The organism is Undibacterium sp. TJN19 (assembly GCF_049339485.1).
GTDB lineage: Bacteria > Pseudomonadota > Gammaproteobacteria > Burkholderiales > Burkholderiaceae_D > Undibacterium.
This window is the reverse complement of record NZ_JBMPPL010000006.1, coordinates 234,115-257,931: the sequence shown is the minus strand read 5'-3', so window position 1 is coordinate 257,931 and position 23,817 is coordinate 234,115. Positions and strand designations below refer to the sequence as shown.

The 23,817-nt window shown below is 51.0% G+C and carries 22 protein-coding genes; 12 read left to right on the top strand and 10 right to left on the bottom strand.

Going from position 1 to position 23,817, the window contains the following annotated elements; all coding sequences use genetic code 11:
• Positions 1–173 precede the first annotated feature (173 nt).
• On the top strand, positions 174–806 hold the full coding sequence (locus ACO0LH_RS17930) for a DUF4136 domain-containing protein (RefSeq protein WP_422942491.1): 633 nt from the start codon (positions 174–176) through the stop codon (positions 804–806).
• 106 nt (positions 807–912) lie between these two features.
• Here ACO0LH_RS17930 and ACO0LH_RS17925 read toward each other — a convergent pair whose 3' ends face one another.
• The 4 genes from ACO0LH_RS17925 to ACO0LH_RS17910 form a co-directional block, all read right to left on the bottom strand.
• Positions 913–3,204: a DUF1631 family protein gene (locus tag ACO0LH_RS17925; protein WP_422942490.1), complete on the bottom strand. Its 2,292-nt coding sequence runs from the start codon at positions 3,202–3,204 to the stop codon at positions 913–915.
• A gap of 190 nt (positions 3,205–3,394) precedes the next feature.
• The gene (locus ACO0LH_RS17920; RefSeq protein ID WP_422942489.1) at positions 3,395–3,541 is read right to left on the bottom strand and encodes a hypothetical protein; all 147 of its coding nucleotides are present in this window, start codon (positions 3,539–3,541) and stop codon (positions 3,395–3,397) included.
• Between the two features lie 11 nt (positions 3,542–3,552).
• The gene (locus ACO0LH_RS17915) at positions 3,553–4,527 is read right to left on the bottom strand and encodes a quinone oxidoreductase family protein (RefSeq protein ID WP_422942488.1); all 975 of its coding nucleotides are present in this window, start codon (positions 4,525–4,527) and stop codon (positions 3,553–3,555) included.
• 34 nt (positions 4,528–4,561) lie between these two features.
• A complete protein-coding gene (locus tag ACO0LH_RS17910) occupies positions 4,562–5,473 on the bottom strand; it encodes a DMT family transporter (RefSeq protein ID WP_422942487.1) in 912 nt (303 codons plus the stop codon).
• Between the two features lie 234 nt (positions 5,474–5,707).
• Here ACO0LH_RS17910 and ACO0LH_RS17905 point away from each other — a divergent pair, with 234 nt between their 5' ends.
• Entirely contained in the window at positions 5,708–5,872 is a 165-nt protein-coding gene (locus ACO0LH_RS17905; RefSeq protein WP_422942486.1) for a hypothetical protein, read from the top strand.
• A 101-nt stretch (positions 5,873–5,973) separates the two neighbouring features.
• Here ACO0LH_RS17905 and ACO0LH_RS17900 read toward each other — a convergent pair whose 3' ends face one another.
• Entirely contained in the window at positions 5,974–7,599 is a 1,626-nt protein-coding gene (locus ACO0LH_RS17900; protein ID WP_422942485.1) for a helicase HerA-like C-terminal domain-containing protein, read from the bottom strand.
• A gap of 130 nt (positions 7,600–7,729) precedes the next feature.
• Here ACO0LH_RS17900 and ACO0LH_RS17895 point away from each other — a divergent pair, with 130 nt between their 5' ends.
• From ACO0LH_RS17895 to ACO0LH_RS17850, 10 genes are all read left to right on the top strand, one after another.
• On the top strand, positions 7,730–8,455 hold the full coding sequence (locus tag ACO0LH_RS17895) for a YebC/PmpR family DNA-binding transcriptional regulator (protein WP_422942484.1): 726 nt from the start codon (positions 7,730–7,732) through the stop codon (positions 8,453–8,455).
• Between the two features lies 1 nt (position 8,456).
• Positions 8,457–9,731, top strand: coding sequence for a phosphoribosylamine--glycine ligase (gene purD / locus ACO0LH_RS17890; RefSeq protein WP_422942483.1), 1,275 nt, complete (start codon positions 8,457–8,459; stop codon positions 9,729–9,731).
• A gap of 90 nt (positions 9,732–9,821) precedes the next feature.
• Positions 9,822–10,721: an oxygen-dependent coproporphyrinogen oxidase gene (gene hemF / locus ACO0LH_RS17885; protein ID WP_422942482.1), complete on the top strand. Its 900-nt coding sequence runs from the start codon at positions 9,822–9,824 to the stop codon at positions 10,719–10,721.
• Positions 10,712–11,386, top strand: a complete 675-nt coding sequence (nadD, locus tag ACO0LH_RS17880) for a nicotinate-nucleotide adenylyltransferase (RefSeq protein ID WP_422942481.1) — start codon at positions 10,712–10,714, stop codon at positions 11,384–11,386. The genes hemF and nadD overlap by 10 nt, the downstream gene beginning before the upstream one ends.
• 2 nt (positions 11,387–11,388) lie before the next feature.
• Complete coding sequence (gene rsfS, locus ACO0LH_RS17875) at positions 11,389–12,117, top strand: ribosome silencing factor (protein WP_422942480.1); 729 nt, start codon at positions 11,389–11,391, stop codon at positions 12,115–12,117.
• A gap of 122 nt (positions 12,118–12,239) precedes the next feature.
• Entirely contained in the window at positions 12,240–12,710 is a 471-nt protein-coding gene (rlmH, locus tag ACO0LH_RS17870) for a 23S rRNA (pseudouridine(1915)-N(3))-methyltransferase RlmH (protein ID WP_422942479.1), read from the top strand.
• 17 nt (positions 12,711–12,727) lie between these two features.
• Entirely contained in the window at positions 12,728–13,345 is a 618-nt protein-coding gene (locus ACO0LH_RS17865; RefSeq protein WP_422942478.1) for a Maf family protein, read from the top strand.
• A 20-nt stretch (positions 13,346–13,365) separates the two neighbouring features.
• A complete protein-coding gene (gene rng, locus ACO0LH_RS17860; RefSeq protein ID WP_422942477.1) occupies positions 13,366–14,838 on the top strand; it encodes a ribonuclease G in 1,473 nt (490 codons plus the stop codon).
• A 160-nt stretch (positions 14,839–14,998) separates the two neighbouring features.
• Positions 14,999–15,634, top strand: a complete 636-nt coding sequence (locus ACO0LH_RS17855; protein ID WP_422942476.1) for a hypothetical protein — start codon at positions 14,999–15,001, stop codon at positions 15,632–15,634.
• Positions 15,635–15,844: 210 nt separating this feature from the next.
• Positions 15,845–16,636: a substrate-binding periplasmic protein gene (locus ACO0LH_RS17850; RefSeq protein WP_422942475.1), complete on the top strand. Its 792-nt coding sequence runs from the start codon at positions 15,845–15,847 to the stop codon at positions 16,634–16,636.
• 19 nt (positions 16,637–16,655) lie between these two features.
• Here the strand turns inward: ACO0LH_RS17850 and ACO0LH_RS17845 are convergent, their stop codons facing one another.
• The 5 genes from ACO0LH_RS17845 to ACO0LH_RS17825 form a co-directional block, all read right to left on the bottom strand.
• Positions 16,656–18,659 carry an ABC transporter substrate-binding protein gene (locus tag ACO0LH_RS17845; RefSeq protein WP_422942474.1) on the bottom strand — a complete coding sequence of 668 codons (2,004 nt, stop codon included), beginning with the start codon at positions 18,657–18,659 and terminating at the stop codon, positions 16,656–16,658.
• 341 nt (positions 18,660–19,000) lie between these two features.
• Positions 19,001–20,059, bottom strand: coding sequence for a lipopolysaccharide heptosyltransferase II (waaF, locus tag ACO0LH_RS17840; protein ID WP_422942473.1), 1,059 nt, complete (start codon positions 20,057–20,059; stop codon positions 19,001–19,003).
• A complete protein-coding gene (locus ACO0LH_RS17835; RefSeq protein WP_422942472.1) occupies positions 20,056–20,634 on the bottom strand; it encodes a peroxidase-related enzyme in 579 nt (192 codons plus the stop codon). The genes waaF and ACO0LH_RS17835 overlap by 4 nt, the downstream gene beginning before the upstream one ends.
• A 44-nt stretch (positions 20,635–20,678) precedes the next feature.
• On the bottom strand, positions 20,679–22,424 hold the full coding sequence (gene msbA / locus ACO0LH_RS17830) for a lipid A export permease/ATP-binding protein MsbA (protein ID WP_422942471.1): 1,746 nt from the start codon (positions 22,422–22,424) through the stop codon (positions 20,679–20,681).
• Positions 22,425–22,500: 76 nt separating this feature from the next.
• A complete protein-coding gene (locus tag ACO0LH_RS17825; RefSeq protein ID WP_422942470.1) occupies positions 22,501–23,814 on the bottom strand; it encodes an O-antigen ligase family protein in 1,314 nt (437 codons plus the stop codon).
• Between the last annotated feature and the right edge of the window lie 3 nt (positions 23,815–23,817).

The window sequence follows — 23,817 nt, the reverse complement described above, 5'->3', positions numbered from 1 at the left end:
ACGCATGAGAATTTTTAAATCCAGCATCAAAATAGAAAGACACCCACACTTACCGACTTACACACTTACCAGCACTAACAATATCGTTACAACCCGTTACATAAACCACAAGAAATTTGCGAGATCATGCTTATGATTAATAATGTAGCTGGGATATTTTCAGGAGCAAAAAAATGAGAAAAATTATTACGCTGTTTGCGGTCGCCTGCAGCCTCTTGCTAAGCGGATGCGCGACGACATTTAGCAGCCAGGTCAGTGTTTTTCATGAATGGCCAGGCGGCAATCAGGATAAATCCTATATTTTTGAACGGACACCAGGTCAGGAGAATAATCTGGAGCACAAGCATTATGAGGAGTTATTACGCCCTCGCCTGCTCAATCTGGGTTTTCATGAAATTACTGCTGGCGCAACGCCTTCTTTGAAAATTGGCATGCAATATGCCACCACCTTGCGGGAGATTCAATATTCACCGCTCTGGCGCCCTGCTATCTACGATCCGTTCTGGAATCTGCATTTCAGTCGCGGCGTTTATCGTAGCCGCGTGATTTATCCTTATTATCCTGGTTGGGGCTACTATCCAAGGGGCATGCTGGATGTCAGCATACAAAGCAATTACCTGCATCAATTGTCCATCAGCATTGCTGACATCAACTCTGGCAAAAAGCTGGCCGATATCAAGGTCAGTTCAGATCAACCGGGATCAGAACTGGTCGATTACATGCCTTATCTGATGGATAGTGCCTTAAAAGAATTTCCAGGCAACAATGGGACGACGACGAAAGTAGAGCTGAAAATCGGTAAATAGTCATCATAGGAAGCAATAAAATCCATCATCTGCCAGCAAATGTCTTGCCATGCACGGCGGATGATGGATTTTTAAATGGCTGGCTTTAAAACTCAGCAACAGTGATTCAGGTCTGTGTCGGCGGGTCACGCAACGCTTCAACCAATGCCCTGTCTACCACTGATTCTGCAACGATCTGTATCGCATTACCGGTACGGAACTGGGTAATCAGTTCTTCGCTGGAAACCGAGAAAGCGTCATGCCCCTGACGATTGGTGAAGATATAGCGTGTACGCTTGGGGCTGACCCAGGCTAATTTAAAGCGCGTAGTCACCCCATTGGGACGGGTAAAGTCAACCCAGATGCCACGCTCCATGGTTTCTATGACGCGCGCCCATTCATCCACAGGTTGATCAATCTGGTCTTGCACATGCCGGTTCAGGCGTCTTTCACTGGCGCGCTGGGCGATATTGACGGCAATTTCCAGTTGGCGGCGTGGTGAAAATTCCAACGGGGCCCTGGCAATCGCAGCATGCCGTTCAGCGAGTTTGGAGAAAAACAGGACGCGGTCAGGTTCATCCCATTTAATCGCATTCAGCCATGCATTCAACAAAGACAGCATGGCTGGCAGTTTGCTGACCAGTTCTTTACGCTCTTCCGCGCTGTTCTTGGGCTTCAGGCTCCAGATCAGATCATCCATGGTGCGCAGGGCATTTTCTAGCGCATTCGGCTTTTCTTCCTTGACGTTATGGGAAATCGTCAAAATCCGTATCCACTGCTCTTTCAGGAAAACTTCCAGAAAACCTGCTACTTCACCGGTTTCGACCCGGATCGCCACATCATTTTCAGCAAATTCACGCGCCAGGCGCATTTTTTCCTGTTTAAGGGCAACAGCGACAGGCTCGCTGATGGCCACCTCAGTCTGCTGCTCTTCTTCTTTCAGGAAAGCTTCGAGATCAGCCACCACATCTGAGAAAAGCTCAATTTGCTGGTCGAAGTCTTGCTGCACCCGCTCAACGATGCCCTCTATCATCTGATACAAAGGGTCGTCAGCAGAGGTGTCGCTATTGAGTAAAACGCTGGATTTGGCCAAAGTGTCGATCAAGACACGCGCCGGATGATTTTCCTTGAAGAAAAAGTCTTTATCCAGCAGAGCCACTTTCAGCGTTGGGATCTGCAATTGCCCGATGAGATTCTTGATATCGGAAGGGATGCTGGCATCGTTGAAGACATAATCAAAAATCCGCGCCAGCAACTCTATCGTGCTTTGGTCTATATGAGTCAGGCCTTCGGCAGTTGGCTGCTGGGACAATTGCCGCAGATGGGCAGTATCCATAGGCATGGGATGACTGCTGACATTTCTTTGGACACTGGTCAGGTAATCAAAAAACTGACGGTCTATAGTGACCATATCTGGCGCATTATTTTCCCCGCCATAACCACCCCCGCCACTACCGCCCCCCATACCTGAGCCGCCACCGCCGTTACCAAATGCCGCAGCGCCGTCCCCCCCGGAAGAGTTTCCGCCATTAAATGGCATATTGCCCATAGAGGCTCCGCCACCGCCAGTGCCCCCGGTGCCAGAACCGCCACCGCCCATCCCACCACCAACCGTGTTACTGAACGATGCAGGTGCAGAATTGCCGGAAAAAATATTCCTGAGCTTATTTTCTAAATAAGGGTCGCGATCGCTGATGTCTTCAGAACGGGAAAGCATATTTTTTTTAGGTTTATTGCGATAACCATCATTAAGATCGGGGAGAATTCCACGTTCAACGAGAGCCTGATTCAACTCACGATAAATGGCACCTAACTGTAAAAATAGTTCAGGTTGCAATAAACGCAAGATAAGATGGTGTGTTTCTGGATTTGGCTCCAGCTCCATCCAGGCCTGATGCACGGCTTTGACAAACAATTCTGGCCTGAACGGATTTTGCGAAACGCTGATAGGCGTGCGGCGCAAGACATGGCCGATGCGCACATTCAGGGCAACCAGTTGTTCTGCATTGTTGACTTCCAGCGATTGACTCAGATTACGGCTGAGTACCTTGCTTTCCATCTCTTCGAAGCTGACCAGTGAAAAATCCTGCTTGCCCTCATCTACCCTGGCACGTTTGCGAGTATTCACGACACTGACTTCCTTCGCCAATGCCGCGTTAATTTGCCCGGCAACCAGGCGATAAAAAGTTGTGCCATTGCGTTTCAACTGCTGATAGGCCTGGAAACTGATGGCCACTTCTTCAGGCCGGACAGTCTGGTCAGATAATTTGAACAAGGCTTCGGTCAGACGGACAGCAAACGCCTCCAGCTGAGAGGACACCAAGTTTGTCGCGATAGGTACCAGGCTTTGCAAAATCAGCAAACGACTTGAGCTCGAAAATTCGCTGGTTTTAGCGGTATTCAGTGGGATGGTATCCATTGCTTTTTTTTATTTTTTCAAATGATTGATAAAACTCAGCTCAATTTCACTACAAAACCGTTTTCTTGACGCTTGGCCACGCTATCCCTGAATACCATGGAGTACCAGTGACTTCACTTGCATTTGTCGTACCTGGGCAAGGCTTCCTTACAGACATTTAAAAGCATCAGTCTCTGATCCGCCTGCTTCTTCAATTGGTATAGTAAGCCTCGGAGGCAATAGTAATGATAACAATCAGGAACACGGCAAAAAACAGGACAATCAACAAGCGACCAAACTTGGGTCCCTCATTCTGGTTTTTTGCAGGTGTTTCCGTAGGTGGTATTATTTTCGTCATATTATCTTGCATCAAGGAATCAATATACTAGAGCCTGTTGTTTTTCGCGCTTCCAGATCACGATGTGCTTGTGCAACATCGCTTAAGGCGTAGCGTTGGTGTATGTCTATTTTAACTTTGCCACCCTGCACCATGGAAAACAGGTGTGCTGCCATCTGTTCCAGGTCGTCACGTTTTGCCGTATAGCTCATCAGGCTAGGGCGGGTAATGAATAGTGACCCGCGGGAAGCCAGTTCGCCCAGGCTAAACGGGGGTACGGGACCAGATGCATTGCCAAAACTGACCATCATGCCAAGGGGAGACAAACAATCAAGGGAGCCAATAAAGGTGTCCTTGCCTATGGAATCATAAACTACAGGTACACCTTTTCCATCCGTAATTTCACGGACACGCTGAACAAAATTTTCTGTATTGTAATTGATCACATGAGTGCAACCGTGTGCTTTTGCCAACTCACCCTTCTCATCCGATCCAACGGTACCGATCACGGTGACACCAATCGCCCTCGCCCACTGACAGGCAATCAGGCCTACACCACCCGCTGCGGCATGAAGCAGAATAGTTTCACCTCCCTGCAAGGCAAAGGTGCGATTGAACAAATATTCCACAGTCAAACCTTGCAGCATCATCGCTGCCGCGGTCTCAAAGTCTATGCCTTCCGGCAAACGCACCAGGTTATCCGCAGGCATGATGCGTGCCTCGGCATAGGCGCCGGTCGGACGTCCTGCATAAGCAACCCTGTCTCCGGCCTGCACATGCGTGACTCCTGGCCCAACAGCTTCAACAATACCCGCAGCTTCCATACCCAGACCGCCGGGCAAGGGCTGAGGGTAAAGCCCGGTGCGAAAATACACGTCAATAAAATTCAGGCCACAAGCCTTGTGACGCACCAGCACTTCACCAGCCCCCGGTTCGCCAAGGTCGACATCAATATATTCCATGACCTCGGGGCCACCAGCCTCACGCATTCGGATCGCTTTAACCATTCTCATCTCCAGAAATTTTTACCCATATCCAGCATCAGGCCTTCTTGGTGGACAGCAAATACATTCCACCCATCACCAGCACGGTGCCTGCCATTTGCCAACTGGTAATCGGTTCGCCTAAAAAATACGCCCCCAGAAACAGGGTAGATACCGGTCCTATCATACCTGCCTGCGATGCAGTGGCTGCGCCTATCTTCTTCACCGCGATCATGGTCATAAACACCGGCAGTACAGTACAAAATATGGCATTCACTACTGACAGTGAATATACAGCAAGCGGTTGGACCAACATGCTTGCCGGACGCAAAATAAAGAACTGGCTGATGCAAGCTGCACTCGATACACACATTGCATACGAAACCAGCCGCAAAGAACCCAGTCTTTGCACCAGTTGACCAGACTGTATCAAATACAGCGCATAAGAGATGGCGGCTCCCAGTACCAATGCCGACCCCAACAGCACATTATTGCCGCCGAACTTGAGGTCGTGAAAAAATACCAGCACGATGCCCAGATAAGAGACAGCAAGCGCCATCCACTCCAGCAGGCTGACCTTGCGCTTCAAAAAGAAAGCTGAAATCAGCAAAACAAAGGATGGCGTCAAAAACAGGATCAGCCTTTCCAGGCCAGCCGTAATATATTGCAGGCCGAGAAAATCGAGGAAGGAAGATAAATAATACCCAACCAAACCCAGCGCCACCATACGCCAGCGGTCTGCCGTGGTCAGGCTGCCGGCTTTGTGCATCTGCCAGATGGCAATCGCCGCAAAAATAGGCAGCGAGAATGCCATGCGAAAGCAAATCAGCGTGACAGCGTCTACGTTATAGCGATAAATCAGCTTGGCAACGATGGCCTTGGTTGAGAAAAGTATCGCACCAACCAGGGCAATGGCGAGGCCGGTGAGGTATTGCTGCCTTGCATGGAGATCTGAGCTATTGGATTGCATGAATTGATTTTAAAGAGTTTTACGCTGAAGCTGCACATGCCTGGCGCAAGCTTACAGGGACTATTTTTACATTTAAAAGCAGAAGACTGGATAGTTTCATTTCTGTCAGGCAAAGAACTCACAATGTTTTACAAGAAGCAAGCTTTTTACCCACTGAATTTGACTTTGTGTAACCATTTATTCAAGTTTTTTTCATTACACTGGTTTCATGGATAACCGGCATGGAGAAACAAAATGTACACACCAAGATTACAATATGCAGATCAACCTGTACTTCGCCCAAAACGCATACAGAACGACGCGCAGCCTGTGCAGAAAAAACCTGTTGAACTGAAACACAATGGATCTGATCTGAACAGCATTTTCAAACGCCTGCTCAATAGCAGCAATCACGATTGATCAAGGCGAAATCACTTAAACAAGCTGCATTCACAATGAATCGCTGGCCATAAATTGACATGGCAGAGTACCAGACTCTGCCAGTCGACACAAAACTCGATTCACTTCTTCAGGATAGATCCCAACACGCCGCGCATGATTTCACGGCCAACTTGCGAACCCATCGTCCTGACTGCCGATTTCACCATGGTTTCGACAACATTGTCACGTCGGCGCAAACCACCGCTGCTGCCACCAAGCAAATTACCAAACATGCTTTTCAGCGTGTCTGTCACACCACCACTCCCGGCATTACCGGCACTGGCATTTGGCTGAGCCTGTTGTGATGTAGTAGCAGGCGGCGCAGATGACGCTGGTGCCTGTGGCATATGACCCCAGCCATTGGCGTCTGGCTTGGCAGACTCACTGTTACCTGCTGGCTGCGCAGTTGGCGCACTGGCACCACGCCCATTTACCCGTCCCTTGATTTTTTCATAGGCAGATTCACGATCGATGGTTTTTTCATAGACACCTGCGACAATCGAATTGCTGATGATTTGCTGACGCTCTTCCAGCGAGATGGCACCAATTTGCGAGGCAGGTGGCACAATCAGTGCCCGTTGCACGATTTCTGGTCTGCCTTTTTCATCCAGAAATGAAATCAGGGCTTCACCCACGCCCAGTTCGGCAATCACCTGGGCTGTGTCCAGGGCAGGATTGGGGCGGAAAGTTTCTGCCGCTGCCTGAACAGCTTTCTGGTCACGTGGGGTATAGGCACGCAAGGCATGCTGGACGCGGTTACCCAGTTGCCCCAACACCGTGTCTGGTATATCCAGTGGATTTTGCGTGACAAAATACACGCCCACGCCTTTGGAACGTATCAGACGCACGACCTGCTCGATTTTTTGCAACAGCACCTTTGGCGCTTCATCAAACAGTAAATGCGCTTCATCAAAGAAAAATACCATCTTTGGCTGATCAACATCGCCCACTTCAGGCAAATGCTCATATAACTCGGACAGCATCCATAACAGGAAGGTGGAATACAGGCGCGGCGATTGCAATAACTGATCGGCTGCCAGAATATTGACATAGCCTTTGCCATTACCGTCAGTCTGCATCATGTCATCCAGGTTCAGCATGGGTTCGCCAAAGAACTGCTCGCCTCCCTGCTCTGAAATGGTCAGCAGCGATCGCTGTATCGCCCCTATGCTGGCGGCAGAAATATTGCCGTATTCCGTCTGGAATTCTGACGCATTTTCACCCAGATATTGCAGCATGGCGCGCAAATCTTTGGTATCGAGCAAAAGCAGGCCATTATCATCGGCAATCTTGAAGGCCAGTTGCAATACACCGGCCTGTGTCTCATTCAAATTGAGCATGCGGCCCAGCAGCAAGGGCCCCAGGTCTGACACCGTGGCACGAACAGGGTGCCCTTGTTTGCCGAACACATCCCAGAATGTCACCGGGCAAGCTGCCCATGCAGGCGCTGGCAATTGCATGGCCTGCAAACGTTGCTGCATCTTGGTAGTGGCGCTGCCGGCTTTTGCCATTCCAGACAAATCTCCTTTCACGTCAGCCATGAAAACAGGCACACCAATATCGGAAAAAGCCTGAGCCATGGTTTGCAGGGTAACCGTTTTCCCCGTACCGGTAGCACCGGTAATGCAGCCGTGCCGGTTAGACCAATCGGAAAGTAAATTCAGGTCGAATTCAGAATTTTTAGCGATCAACAAAGGTTTTGACATAGTTTTGAACGGTGATTTGAGGAATTAGGGCAGTGCCACTATGGTAAAATAGTGGTCTTCATTATAAAACCAAGCTAGGCAAATTTGCCGCCCCAAGGGTGAGCTATTGTCAATTCAGGAAAGAGCGATCATGGCAGGACATAGTAAATGGGCCAATATCAAGCACAAAAAAGCAGCAACTGATGCCAAACGCGGCAAAATCTGGACGCGTCTGATCAAGGAGATCACGGTTGCCGCACGCATGGGCGGTGAGGATGTCGATTCCAATCCACGGCTGCGTCTGGCAGTGGACAAGGCAGCTGACGCCAACATGCCAAAGGAAAATGTCACGCGCGCGATACAACGCGGCGCGGGCACACTCGAAGGTGCAAATTACGAAGAAGTACGCTATGAAGGTTATGGCATAGGCGGCGCTGCCCTGGTAGTTGACTGCATGACGGACAATCGTGTTCGTACCGTCGCAGAAGTGCGCCATGCGTTCAATAAATATGGTGGCAATATGGGCACTGAGGGTTCAGTCGCATTTTTGTTCACGCACTGCGGCCAGATGTTCTTTGCCCCGGGCACCAATGAAGATGCCTTGATGGAAGCCGCTCTGGAAGCCGGTGCAGATGATGTCACTACGGACGAAGAAGGCGGCATCGAAGTCATTTGCGCCCCGTTCAGCCTGTCGGACATACGCGCCAGCCTCGAAAAAGCCGGTTTTAAACCGGAAGTGGCAGAAGTCGTCATGAAACCAAATACAGAAACCGTATTTTCCGGAGAAGACGGTATAAAAATGCAAAAATTGCTGGACGCACTGGAAAACCTCGACGATGTACAAGAAGTATCCACTAACGCCATCATAGAAGATTAAGATGAAAATTCTCGTTGTCGGCTCTGGTGGCCGTGAACATGCACTTGCCTGGAAACTCGCCCAGTCTGAACGCGTACAGACCATTTTCGTCGCGCCAGGCAATGGCGGTACGGCGACTGATGTACGCCTTAAAAATATCAATATTACTGACCCTGTCGCGCTGGCAGATTTTGCTGAGCAAGAAAATATCGGCATCACTGTCGTCGGCCCTGAAGTTCCGCTGGCTGCTGGCATCGTCAATATTTTCCGTGACCGTGGCCTGAAAATTTTTGGCCCGACCAAAGAAGCAGCGCAACTCGAGAGCTCCAAGGATTTTGCCAAGGCTTTCATGCACAGGCATGCAATTCCTACGGCTGAATACCAGACCTTTTCCGATCTGGCACCAGCGCATGACTATATCAACGCCAAAGGTGCCCCTATCGTCATCAAAGCAGACGGCCTGGCCGCCGGCAAGGGTGTCGTGGTGGCCATGACGCTCGAAGAAGCGCATGCTGCTGTTGACATGATGTTGTCTGACAATAAGCTGGGCGATGCGGGTGCACGCGTGGTGATTGAAGAATTTTTGGCTGGTGAAGAAGCCAGCTTCATCGTCATGGTGGATGGCAAAAATATTCTGCCACTCGCCACCAGCCAGGATCACAAGCGTTTGCTGGACAATGACGAAGGCCCCAACACGGGCGGCATGGGTGCGTACTCCCCTGCCCCTATCGTCACACCGCAACTGCATGCACGCGTGATGCGCGAAATCATTGTGCCTACGGTACAGGGCATGGCAAAAGACGGTATCGTCTTTACCGGCTTTCTGTACGCCGGCCTGATGATAGATGATCATGGCAATCCTAAGACACTGGAATTCAATTGCCGCATGGGTGACCCGGAAACCCAGCCCATCATGGCGCGCCTGAAAACTGATTTGCTGCAAGTCATGGAACATGCCGTCAGCGGGACACTCGATACCGTGGAACTGGAATGGGACAGGCGTACAGCGATGGGTGTCGTGATGGCCGCAGCTGGTTACCCCGACACGCCGCGCAAAGGCGACAAAATCACAGGCATACCAGCCGAAACTGCTGAAACCGTCACTTTCCATGCTGGTACGACCTTGAACGATAAAACCCTGTCGGTGACTGGTGGCCGCGTTTTATGTGTGGTTGGCCTGGGTGACACTGTCAAACTGGCGCAAAAACATGCTTATGATGTCGTCGAAAAAATCCATTTCGATGGCATGCAATATCGCCGCGACATAGGCTGGCGCGCACTGAACCGCAAACATTAAACCCTGATTCGGCGCATCAGACAGTGCGCCTGATGATCCTGGCAGCTTGGACTTTGTCCAATCTGCCATGCTTTTTTGAGTAGAACCAGAATGACCGATACGCTCGCTGTTAAAAATTACTTCTTGTCCTTGCAGGCCAGTATCGTGGCGGCACTGGAAGAAGTTGACGGCAAACCTTTCCTGACTGATAGCTGGCAACGTCCTGAAGGCGGCGGAGGCATTTCTCGTGTCATCGAAGAAGGTCATGTATTTGAGCGTGGCGGCGTGAATTTCTCGCATGTCATGGGCAGTAACCTGCCCCCGTCTGCCGCAGCCAGCCGCCCTGAACTGGCTGGCAGGCAATGGGAAGCCATGGGCGTTTCACTGGTGCTGCATCCACGCAATCCGTATGCACCGACAGTGCATATGAATGTACGCTTCTTTACCACTCATGCCGAAGGCAAGGAAGCGGTCTGGTGGTTTGGCGGCGGCATGGATTTGACGCCCTATTACGGCTTTGTCGAAGATGCACGTCATTTCCACCAGACCTGCAAAGATGCCGTGCAGGGGTTTGGTGCTGATTTGCATGGCCGTTTCAAGAAATGGTGTGATGAGTATTTCTATCTGAAACACCGTAAAGAAGCACGCGGCGTGGGCGGGATTTTCTTTGATGACTTTAATGAGTTAGACTTCGCCAGCAGTTTTGCGATGACACGTAGCGTTGGTGATGCCTTCATACCTGCTTATCGCCCGATTCTGGAGTTGCGTAAAGATCTGCCATATGGCGAGCGTGAACGCGATTTCCAGGCTTACCGGCGTGGTCGTTACGTCGAATTCAACCTGGTATTTGACCGTGGCACCCATTTTGGCCTGCAATCGGGCGGGCGGACAGAATCCATACTGATGTCCATGCCCCCCATCGTCAAATGGCGTTATGACTGGAAACCGGAAGCAGGCAGCCCGGAAGCGCAGTTAACGACAGATTTTCTGGCGCACAGGGAATGGGTGTAAACTCCTTGCCTGGCCCGTGCCTTCTGGTATTGGGTGGCAGCTTTGATCCCGTACATCTGGGCCATCTTGCACTGGCACGTTGTCTGGCAGAAGTCTTGAAGCCTGATGAACTACGTCTTATTCCAGCTGGACAACCATGGCAAAAGAATGCCTTGCAAGCCAATGCGAGGCAACGCACAGACATGCTCAGGCTAGCTTTTGCAGAATGGGATGTTTGTCCTTTTAGCATTGATGAGCAAGAGATTCGCCGGGCAGAACAGCATCAGGCAAGCTATACCATAGACACCCTGCGTCAGTTACGCATTGAATACGGCGCGCAGGCAGCCATTATTTTTGCCATGGGTGCAGATCAGTTGCAAAATTTACATACCTGGCGGGAATGGCAAGGCTTATTTGACTATGCCCATCTGTGCGCTGCCTCCCGCCCGGGCTTTAGTCTGGACATGACGACCCCGGATATCGCCGGAGAATGGAATAAACGTGCCTTAACCGCACAAGAAATGCGCTCCCGGCCAGCGGGTGGTACCTACCTGGAGCGAAATCTGGCACAAGATGTATCTGCCACCCAACTACGTACAGAATTAAAACAGCATAACCCGACAACAAGATTGCTAGTCCCGCACAAGGTGCTAGACTACTTACAACAACATTCAATATATCAATAAATATGGACATCAAAAAACTGCAAACCCTGGTCGTTGACGCACTGGAAGACGTCAAAGGGCAAGATATACAGCTGTATGAAACTTCTCACCTGACCAGCCTGTTTGACCGCGTCGTCATCGCTTCAGGCACTTCCAACCGCCAGACCAAGGCGCTGGCGGCCTCGGTACGTGACAAAGTCAAGGAAAACGGTGGCAACGTCATCAGCATGGAAGGTGAAGCGACAGGCGAATGGGTGCTGGTCGATCTGGGCGATGTCGTCGTGCATATCATGCAACCGGCGATCCGCGCTTATTACCGCCTCGAAGAACTGTGGGGCGACAAGCCTATCAAACTGGGTGCTGCGAAACGGACATCGAAAAAAGTGGAAGCAGAAGAAAGCGAAGAGAAGCCAAAACGTGTACGTAAAGTTGCTGGCAAGGCTGCACCGCTGGAAGTGACCCATGACATGATGGCGATACAAACAACGCTGGATGACGACAAAAAACCGGCACGCAAGCCCCGCGTCAGCAAAACAGTTGGTGGTGATACAGATGCCAAACCAGCGCGCAAACCGGCAGCCCGCAAGGCTGCTGACGGCACGACTGCAAAAGCACCGAAAATACCAACTGGTGGACGTGTCAAGGTTGCTGCAACCAAGACCGCTGTTGCATCCGCCAAGGAAGCTGCTGGCAAACGTACCTCCCGCGCTGCGACACGTCCGGCAACACGGGCAACAAAAACTGAAGAATAAGATTGGTAACAACTTTTTCTACAATGGCTGCCTGGTGCAGCCATTTGTTTAAAAGCAAGCCTGCCAGCAACCTGGCACACTTAAGCAAACAATATTGATCGACCCTGGCAAAAATTTTTCACATGCAATTGATTATCGCCGCTGTCGGCCACAAAATGCCCGCCTGGATAGAAACCGGCTTTCAGGAATACGCCAAGCGCATGCCGCCTGAATGTCGCGTACTGCTAAAAGAAATCAAACCGATTGAACGTTCTGGCAGCAAAACGGCCGAAACCGTGATGGCGCTCGAACGTACAAAGATAGAAGCCGTGATCCCCAAGAATGCCCGCATCATCGCGCTGGACGAACGTGGCAAGGACTGGACCAGCGTTGCTCTGTCACAAAACCTCACGCAATGGCAGCAGGATGGCCGTGATGTCGTCTTTGTTATTGGCGGTGCTGATGGCCTGGATGCAGAATTCAAGGCCAGTGCCGATACCTTGATACGCATATCCAGCCTGACGCTGCCGCATGGCATGGTCAGGGTATTGCTGGCAGAACAGCTATACCGCGCCTGGTCAATCACGCAAAATCACCCCTATCACCGGGTTTGAACAGAGAGGACAAGCTCATGCTCCGCGAAAATAAAATCTACCTGGCATCCAAAAGCCCAAGACGTCGCGAACTGCTGCACCAGGCTGGCATAGAATTCGATCTGCTGTTATTGCGCGACGCCGCCCCGCGAGGGCCGGATGTGACTGAAATCGTCTTGCCAGGCGAAGCGCCAGATGCCTATGTCAGCCGCGTCACTCGCGAAAAAGCTGACAAAGCCTGGGAAGCCATGCACCTGCGCAGGCTACCGGCTCGCCCTGTGCTCGCGGCGGATACGACAGTCGTAATAGGTCAGCAAATACTGGGCAAGCCAGCCAATTTGCAAGAAGCAGTACAAATGCTGCAAATGCTGTCTGGCCATACACACCAGGTATTGACCAGTATCGCCGTCCATTCAGCCCAGGGCAGTACGGCGATCACACAATCATCCGAAGTCAGCTTCGCGGCACTCGACCCGGAGCAGATCCTCGCCTATTGCAATAGCAATGAACCGTATGACAAAGCAGGTGGCTATGGCATACAGGGTGCGGCTGCCCGCTTTATTTCACACATCAAGGGCAGTTATTCTGGCATCATGGGATTGCCCTTATATGAAACCTGCCAGTTATTGCGTCAGGCTGGTATTTTTATCCCTTAATTGTTGAATAGTTGAAGTCCATGAGCGAAAACCTCCTCATCAATATCACTCCGCAGGAAACACGCGTCGCCCTGATGTTCCAGGGTGCAGTACAAGAACTTCATATAGAAAGAACTTTGTCCCGCGGCCTGGTCGGCAATATTTATCTTGGCAAGGTCGTCCGCGTTTTACCGGGCATGCAATCTGCCTTTATCGACATCGGACTTGAGCGCGCTGCCTTCCTGCACGTTGCCGATATCTGGGATGCCCGTACCCAAGATGCCAATGGCAATACCAATACCCCGCTGACACCGATAGAAAAACTGCTGTTTGATGGCCAGTCCGTGACGGTACAAGTGGTCAAGGACCCGATAGGCACCAAGGGTGCGCGTCTTTCCACCCAAATTTCCATCGCCGGCCGCATGCTCGTGTATTTGCCGCAGGATTCACACATCGGCATTTCGCAAAAAATAGAAAACGAAGCCGAACGCGAGGCCTTGCGCGCCAAAGTGCAAAGCCTTCAGCAAACGGATGAAAAAGGCGGCTTCATCGTCCGCACCATGGCAGAAGATGCCTCCGATGAAGACCTCAAGGCTGACGTTGACTACCTGCGCCGCACCTGGTCTACCATACTGCAACTGGCCAAGACACAGCCACCAACGACCTTGCTGTATCAGGATCTGAACCTGGCACAACGCGTCCTGCGTGACTTCGTCAATGAAGAAACCAGCAGCATACAGGTCGATTCGCGTGAAAATTATCTGATGCTGCAAGAATTTGCAACGCGTTACATGCCATCTGTGCTTGCCAAATTGCAGCACTATATCGGTGAGCGCCCGCTGTTCGACCTGCACGGCGTGGAAGAAGAGATAGAAAGAGCCCTGGGCCGTCGCGTAGACCTCAAATCAGGTGGTTACCTTATCGTTGACCAGACGGAAGCCATGACCACCATCGACGTCAATACCGGCAGCTTTGTTGCGGGACGCAATTTCGATGACACCATCTTCAAAACCAATCTCGAAGCAGCCCACGCCATCGCCCGTCAACTGCGTCTGCGCAACCTGGGTGGCATCATCATTCTCGACATTATCGACATGGAGAATGAAGAACATAAATCTGCGGTATTGACTGAGCTGAACAAGGCCCTGTCACGCGACCGTACCAAGCTTTCCGTATCCGGCTTTTCTGCGCTGGGATTAGTAGAGGTTACACGCAAGCGCACACGTGAATCGCTGGCCCACGTGCTGTGCGAGCCCTGCCCTGCCTGCAATGGCAAAGGCCAGGTCAAGACGGCCCGCACGATCTGCTACGAAATCCTGCGTGAATTGCTACGCGAAGCCAAGCAATTCAACCCGCGTGAATTTCGCATCATGGCTTCGCAAGTCGTGGTGGATATGTTTCTGGAAGAAGAGTCACAGCATCTGGCCATGCTCGGCGATTTCATCGGCAAGCCGATATCACTGCAAGTGGAAAACGTGTTTCATCAGGAGCAGTACGATATTATTTTGATGTGATGTAGCACGTCGCTAAGAAATTTTCAGGCACGAAAACTATAAATTTTCTAGTGCTGCTTCAGGCTCTGCCTTTGCATGATTGGCGTCATATGTCGTATGCAGAGCAAGGTTGAAGTTATTTTTGCCTGAATATCTCAATGGGTATAGCCAAGTAAAATTAATGAGTACAGCGCCACCAGGCCCCAGACTATTTATCATTTTTGCCAAAAACGCGCATGTGGCGGCAATCTTCGCCCGAGGACCGACAAACTGGTTTCATGTGATTCGCTGGGATACACGCAATGACACGTTTGAATCCGGCGCGTGGATATGTGGCCGCCTGTACCCCGAACGTTGCGACCTGTCGCAGGATGGGGAACTCTTGCTTTATTTTGTGCATCAGGGGCGACGCAGCCGTACCAGCTACACCTCTGCCTGGACAGGTATCAGCCGCCTGCCGTGGTTACATGCTCTGGGGCTCTGGCCCCAAGGTGATACCTGGGGTGGCGGCGGTCATTTTGAAACAAACCGCAGAATCTCTCTTGCTGCGGGCTCGCTTCAACAGCCACATCCAGAACATATTCCCTATGGACTGGAAGTCAACTACGGCAGCAGAGAACGAAGATCATCGAGTAAAGAGGTCGCTGGAGCGACGTGGTCAGGCCGTGACCAGAGCAAACGCCTGATATTTACTGCCAATGGAAAAGTACATTGGCAGCGTGATGAACAGACTGTGCAGGTATTAACTGACTTCAACGACGACAAACCCGCTCCTTGTGAAGCGCCCGCATGGGCCAGACGGCCACTGACAAGCTAGTCTTCCATATACGATTCCATGGCAGCAATGCGCAAATCAAGGCAATAGCTGTCATTGAAAGGAGCAGGGTGTCGCCTCGGGTAGCCAGGTATTTCAAAAATAATTAATTCACATTATTTTTGGATTTTGCCAGAATCTTCAGGAGTAAAATGATTTCTTGATGGCGCAAGCCTAATCGGTCAATTTGTGAAGAAGATCACAGCAATGATATTGAGAAAACTACATCAACAAAGACGGTTTCTCATCTGTGCCCTCCTCTTATTGTTTAATGCAGCAAGCTGGGCCGCAGAATTGCCCAGGCAAGTCTTGCTGATCGCCGAGTCTAATGCCAGCAATAATCCGCAAGTTCCATTCAACCCGATTTTCCAGCAAGTGGTCGGTTATGTGGAAAAAGAAATGCATGTGTCGTTCGAAACCAGGCGTTATCCCTGGAATCGATTATTACAAAATTTGAACGAAGGTGAAGGCCTGGCCTTTGGCTTGTCAAAAACCCGGGAACGGGCGCAAACCCTGCATTTTTCCCTGCCGGCTTTTGCCACCCACATATGGCTGGTAGTGCGTAGCGACCAGGCCTTCCCTTTTTCCCGTCTGACCGACTTGCAAGGCAAAACCATAGGCATGGTACGCGGCTCAACCTATGGCGATGAATTTGAAAAAGCCAAATCGAGCTTGCTGATCATGGAAGAGGATATCTATTCCCTGCCCTCGCGCCTGAAAAAATTACTTAACAAGCGCACCGATGTCATGCTGTTTAGTCACTACGACCCCGATCCACGCAAAGTGGAAGCCATGCTGAACAAGTCCATGTCTGAAATAGCTCCTGACACACCTATGCCTCCAGGTGTTTCGTTCAAGGTACTCGATCATTTTCTGTCTGTTGATTACATCCATTTTGCAATACTGGCATCCAAAGACAATGGCATCATAGAACAAATCGACAAAATCATAAAACGGGGGCAGCAAGATGGTTCTCTGCCTGCAGTTGTAACGCCAAAGAAATGATGGTCTGCCCTGTACCGATTTACAGCGCGTCCCCCATGTTTGCCTGATAAAGCCTGACTTGATCACGCCCCCCTGCTTTGGCAGCATACATGGCGAAATCGGCTCTTTTGGACAATTCGATCTCAGTTGTGCCGTGATCTGGATAAATGGCAATTCCTATACTGCACGAGACGATATGCGCATTGTCCGCAATGTGGAACGGTTGCCCCAGGGCGGCGCGTATTTTTTCTGCCAGCAAACAGGCACTTTGCCCATCACTGACATTGAGTGTCAATGCAACAAATTCATCGCCACCTATACGCCCGACGGTATCAGAATCACGCAGGCAACTCTTCATACGCTCTGCTGCCTGTTGCAACAAAAGATCGCCAACGGAATGACCGAAGCTGTCATTGATAGGTTTAAAACGGTCCAGATCAATATACATAAGCGCAAGTCGTGTCATGTTTCTTTTTGCCAGGGCCAGGCCCTGCGCAAGCCGTTCAAAAAACAAAGTGCGATTGGGTAGATTGGTCAGGCTGTCATGATGTGCCATGTAGGCTAGCCTGTCATTGGCCAGCTTGCGTTCACTGACATCCACCTTCACGGCAACATAGTGCGTGGTTTTGCCTGAGTCATCCTTTACCGGTGCGATACGCGCCTCTTCCCAATAGACCTCGCCATTTTTGCGTCTGTTGATCAATTCACCGGCCCATACTTCACCACGCAATAACTGCGTCCACATCTCCTGATAGGTAGTGGCATCAGTTTGCCCGGATTGCAGCATATTGGGCTTTTTGCCTATCGCCTCGTCAGAGGGATAGCCAGTTTCGCGGGTAAAGTGTGGATTAACATATTCAATGACGCTATCAGCATCGGTAATCATGACAGATGCCGGGCTGTGTTCAATCGCTGAAGACAACAAGCTGAGCCTGAGTTCGTTTTTTCTGATCTTGTCCAGACTCAGTGCCAGCCGGCGATTGACACGGAAAATATACACCGCCGCACCACCCACAATGCCAGCAAAGACAATGGCACCAGCACTCCAGAAATAAAACCAGACCAGGTTCACGTCCGGGTTGGGGTCATACACAAATTCTTCCAGCGGAAAATGTGCTGGCAACATGCCAAGCTCAGCATAAGTATCGGCAATATGCCGCCAACGGCCTATATTCATATAGCCAACTGCGATCATGTCACGGCTTAACAAATAGGATGTCTGGGCAGCTTCATAATGGAAAAATTCCTTGGTGTTTTCAGTATTGCCGGGCCTGGTATACCGTTGCAATATCAGGTCAATGATTTCTTCCTGATGATTCATTGCATATTCCCAACCGCGCAAGCTGGCTGCCCGAAAGGCTTTTACCCGTTCAGAGTGCGTCTTGATTTCTTTTTCTGACGTGAACAGGTTATCGCCATAAAAATCGATGCCGACTGAACGTGGTGTATAGATATTGTAGGCAACCCCGGCCAGGCCCAGGCGAAACGGCTCATTGGTCAGATAGGCAGAAATGACATCGACTTTTTTATCGATCAGGTCTTCCAGCTTGAAACTGTGTTCAATATTTTTGAATTGTTCAAAGGGAATCCCTTCCCGCTTCATGTAGGCCAGCAGTTCTTGAGACTGGTGCTCAAGCATGATGCGCTTGCCGATAATATCGTGCACGGTTTGTGCGTCACTATCGCGCCTGGCAATCAATATCATGGGGGAATGCTGGAAAATCACCGCCAGCGCGACCACTGGTTTACCAGCCTTGCGCGACAGCAGCAGGCTACTGGTACCAACACCATATTCGGCATTGCCGGCAACAACTTCGTCTACGACGTCCAGACCGGGCAAAGCTTCCTTGATATCGACATCCAGGCCAGCTTCGCGATAATAACCGAGCTCCTTGGCGGCGTAATAGCCTGCAAACTGGAAAGCATGTGTCCACTTTAATTGCAGACGCACCTTCTCCACCGCCTTTGCATGCGCAATGCTAACAGGAAGCAATGGCAAGCCAAGGCACAGCAAGCTCAGCAACAACTGTCGGTGAAGTTTCATTTTCAAGGCTGCAAGGTATGAAATGGCTATTAAAACCGACACGCTAACGCGTCAGGCCTTATGAAATACCAGTGCTAGAAGAACCATGCAAAGATCAAACAGGATTGCCTGAAACCACATAAAAATGGCTAATTTGTGCACATTGCCAGGCCAATCTTCGTCCCGTGTAAGCAGATGTGCAAGCTTTTCTTTATGTCTTTGTCGCTATTTTTTCATCTTACAACAGCTTAACTTCAAGATTAAGCCTTTACACAATGATTTACAGTCGCTTGCAAATGGGTGCGACTGGCTGTTCAGCCATCCGCATGGGAATAGCTGAACACATAATTAATTTACAATGATTAAAGAACGGATACCGCCTGATCATGCAATATCTGCTGTAAAGGCTGCCAGACCAGACCGGGTTCCAGCTTTTGCATGCAGTCATGGTGGCCTAACGGACACTCTCTTTGCCGGCATGGTGCACAGGCGAGTCGCAAGGACAAGGAATGGGCGATATCAGAAAACGGCGGAGCATGATCAGGATCGGTCGGGCCGTATATCGCAATCACAGGTCGATTCAGCGCAGAAGCAATATGCAAAAGGCCAGAATCATTGGAGACAATGGCGGCTGCCTGGGCGATTAGTGCCAGCGCCTGGTCCAGCGTGGTCTTGCCTGCCAGTTGATGCACTGTGGGGCAAATCGCCTTGATCTCAGCACATACCGCTTCATCTTTGGACGACCCCAATAAGACGATCTGGGCATCTGGCAAAGTCTGCATGATAGTCAGGGCCAGTGCGGCAAAATGTTTGGTCGGCCAGCGCTTGGCATTGCCAAATTCTGCCCCCGGTGCAAAACAGATCAATGGTCTTTGAGTTGACAGCCCAAGGGTTTGCATGACGCTGGCAAGCCTGTCACGATCAAGATGCAGGCGCGGCCGTGGCAAGTTAAGTGGCGCTTCAGGGCTGGGTGCAAAGGCCAGTGCGGCATAAAAAGGCACCATGGCACGTTTGGCCTGTTTGTCGTCATGATGCATGACATTGATCAGACCATAACGGCTTTCGCCCTTGTAGCCCACACGTTTTCTTATGCCGGCCAGCCATGGCAACAGCGCGAACTTCAGGGTATTGGGCAACACATAGGCCGCAGCATAACCACGTTGACGCAGCAATCTGGCATAGCGCCAGCGCTCACCCAACTGCAAGGCACCATGTTTGAACGGGGCTTCGAGGACAGTATCCACCTCAGGCATTGCGCGCAAGACCGGCGCAACCCAGGCTGGTGCCAGCACATCAATGGGCTGATCAGGATTTTGCTGCTTCAATAGCAGCAACAGGGGTTGCGCCATGACGGCATCACCTATCCAGTTTGGCGCGATGACCAGGATACCCTGCTTGGAAAACTGTCCCACGACGCTCATCTTGGCGTGCGCCCCATCAAAAAAAATTCATCATTCGGGCGCATGGATATCACATTCGCCATGCGGTTGGATAAACCAAAAAACGCCGTGATGGCGGCAATATCCCAGATATCTTCATCATCAAAACCATGGTTGTGCAATACCGCATAGTCTGCATCACTGACAGTTTGCGAATCAAGACAGACCTTGATGGCAAAATCCAGCATCGCACTCTGGCGTGGCGTGATATCAGCCTTCAGGTGATTGACGGCAACCTGGTCAGCTACCAGCGCATTCTTGGCATAGATGCGCAAGATTGCACCATGGGCGACAACACAATACAGGCAATTGTTTTTCGCGCTGGTGGCGGTGACGATCATTTCACGCTCAGCCTTGCTCAGCTTGCCTGTGGTTTTCAACATCAGTGCATCATGATAGGCGAAAAAGGCGCGAAACTCGCCTGGCCTGTGGGCCAGCGTCAAAAACACGTTCGGCACGAAACCGGCTTTTTCCTGCACGGCCAGTATTTTTTCGCGTATATCGTCGGGCAAATCCTTTATTTCAGGAACAGGGAAACGTGAAATGGCCATCGTCATTATTCTTCCTTTTCATTCACAATACAAACTACAAAGACCCGCGATCAGGCGGCAAATTGCAGGCGATGCAAATTGGCATACACGGCGTTATTGCTCAGCAGTTCGGCATGCGTGCCGATTTCCACTATCTTGCCGTCAACCAGTACCGCGATGCGGCTGGCACGTTCTATCGTTGACAAACGGTGCGCAATCACCAGCGTGGTACGGCCCAGCATCAACTCGTCCAGGGCTGCCTGCACCGCACGTTCAGACTCACTGTCGAGCGCAGAGGTTGCTTCGTCCAGTATTAGTATCGGCGCATTTTTATAAATGGCACGGGCAATCGCCAGGCGCTGTCTTTGTCCACCGGACAGGCGCATGCCATTATCGCCTATCAGGGTATGGAGGCCATCTGGCAAATCTCGCACGACATCCGTCAGGTGGGCGGCCTGGACGGCGGCTGCCACGCGTGCGGGGTCAGGGTTAGAATCACCATAGGCAATATTTGACACCAAGGTGTCGTCAAACAACACCACATTCTGGCTGACCATGGCGATTTGTTCGCGCAGGCTGGACAGAGAGATGTCTTGCAAGGAAAGGCCATCGAGCAGGATATCGCCAGAATCCGGTGTGTAAAAACGTGGCACCAGGTTCACCAGCGAAGTCTTGCCGCCGCCAGACATGCCCACCAGGGCAATGGTTTCACCCGGTGCGATGCTGAGGTTAATGTCTCGTAATGCCTCCTGCTCCTGGCCTGGATAAGAAAAGCTGGTGTGAACAAATTCCAGCCTGCCTTGTGCGCGGGCGGGCAGAGGCTTGCCGCTATCGGCTTCTGGCGCGGTATCAATCATGGAAAACACGGATTCTGCCGCTGCCATACCGCGCTGCATGGGGCCATTCAAGTCTGCCAGGCGTTTTAATGGCGTCAGTAATAGCATCATAAGGGCGACAAATTCTATAAAACTGCCTGCTGTGGTTGAATCTTGTGCAGCCTGCGAAACCGCAAACATGATGACCACAGCCACCGCAATGGCTGCCGCCAGTTGTGTCAGCGGTGTGGTCGATGCCACTGCAATGGTCGTGCGCATGGCATAGCCACGCAATTTTTCATTCTTCGCCTCGAAGCGTTCCTGCTCGTATTTCTGGCCACCGAAAATGCGTATCACCTGGCTGGCACGGGTTGCTTCTTCTATGACCTGGGTCAGCTCATTGCTGACATCCAGCTGACTTTGATTAAGCTTGCGCAAACGCTTGCTGACTCCACGCACCAGATAAGCCATGACAGGCATCATGACCAAGGCAATGATGGTCAACTTCCAGTTACTCCATAATAAAGCGGCCAGCAAAACCACCACGGTCAATGAATCGCGGAACAATGTCGTCATCGACACCTTGAGCATCTCTACGATTTGCTGCGCCTCAAACATGATGGTATTGATGATGCGGCCACTGGATTCGCTGTGATAAAAACTGATAGGCACATTCAGGATGCGGTCAAATACCCCGGCACGCAGTTGATTGAGCAGCCTGGTAGATATCCAGGTCATGAGGTAACTGGTCGTAAATGTACAGATACCGCGCAACAAAAAAATCCCGATGATGGCGGTTGGCACCATCCACAAGGCCAGATTTTTTGCATTGCCATGAAAGCCATGATCAAGGATATAGCGTAGCACTTTGGGAAACATGACTTCTGTCGACGCTGTACCCAGCATCGTCAGCAGTGCCCACCATACCCGCGACCGGTAAGGCGTAATTGACGCCCACAGGCGCCGGAAAACATCGATAGTTTCTTTATTAATCAAACTCATAGTGTGAAATTCATATTTTTTATTCGTGCAAGCATGTCCAGCCGCGCCCGCACATCCCTATTCGGACTACTTGGTTTTAATTCTTTTTGCTTACGCCCGTCAGGGGTATCGCCAGCAAGATCATGAACGCCATGCCAAACACGGCATCACGCAAGATGGCATTGAACATCCCGCCCAGCATCATTGCGATGGTCAGCATGACCAATGGCATGGCGTGATTTCTGACCACCATATCCCCATGCAAAGCCATACGGTGCGCCGTCCAGAATTGCATACCCCAGATTGCCAGTAAAGCAAGCAAGCCAAAAATACCCAGCTCTGTCAGATACAACAGATAGTCATTGTGCGGCGTGGTCATGGTGGCGCTGCTCAGGCCTTTTGCACGCTGCTGGTATAGCGGCATCCAGCTGGCAATGCCGTGCCCGGACCATAGTTTTTCAGCGATGATATTGCCGGTGAGTTTATAAATTTCCAGACGCATGCCATCTTCATTGACCTTGCGGCCCTCTGAAAAATCCCGCAACTGCTGTACCGTACAAATGCTGCGCAACTTGAAAATCTCCCATGGGCTGGCTTGTACCAGCCGTATTTCACAGGTCGCAGGAGGTGGCAGGCTCAGGGCATATTTCCATCCGCCGGCAAGGGCTGCCAATACGATCAGCGGCAATACCGCCGTGCGCCATGACCAGCTTATATGCCGCAAGACCAGCACAACACACAGCACGATAAACAATAAGCTGGCAGTCCGGGTTTTCGCCAGCAATACCAAGGCAGCCACGACGTAAATCAGAACCAGTATCCGCAGTACCAGATGATCGCGGTGCAGGCGCAATTCATGCAGCATCCAGCCACTGGCAATCGCCAGCAAGATACCCAGCAGTATCGATTTATTGCCTTCATAAATCACATAGCTGCGAAACAAAGTATTCACCGGCAACAAATGAAAGAAATTTGCCACGAACAAGCTCGCCGCCAATACTGCACCTGCAAAAAAGAAATGCATGGCACGACGCTGCCAACCTCCAGGTGCCACCATCAAAAAGGGGAGCAGGAATACATAGGTCTGGTAATGCCAGAAACCAGGCCAGAATTCCTTACCGGCTTCATCTGGCCTGCCCTGGCTGATGGCAATGACCATACTAATCACACTCAGGGACACAACCGGCAGTAACATGGGGCTTTGCCTGACCCGCATCAACTTGGGCTGAAAATCGCCAGATACCAGCAAGCCTATATAAAACAGCAGTACGCCGCCATACATGATGCCGACCGGGAAAAACAGGGTCAGCGGCAAGACGGCTAATATCTGCTGAGGCAAAGTCTGGCGCCAGCCTGTCGTCTCGCCAGAAACCACTGTCTCGTTTGCCAAAGGCTCAAGTGATAAAGCCATGGA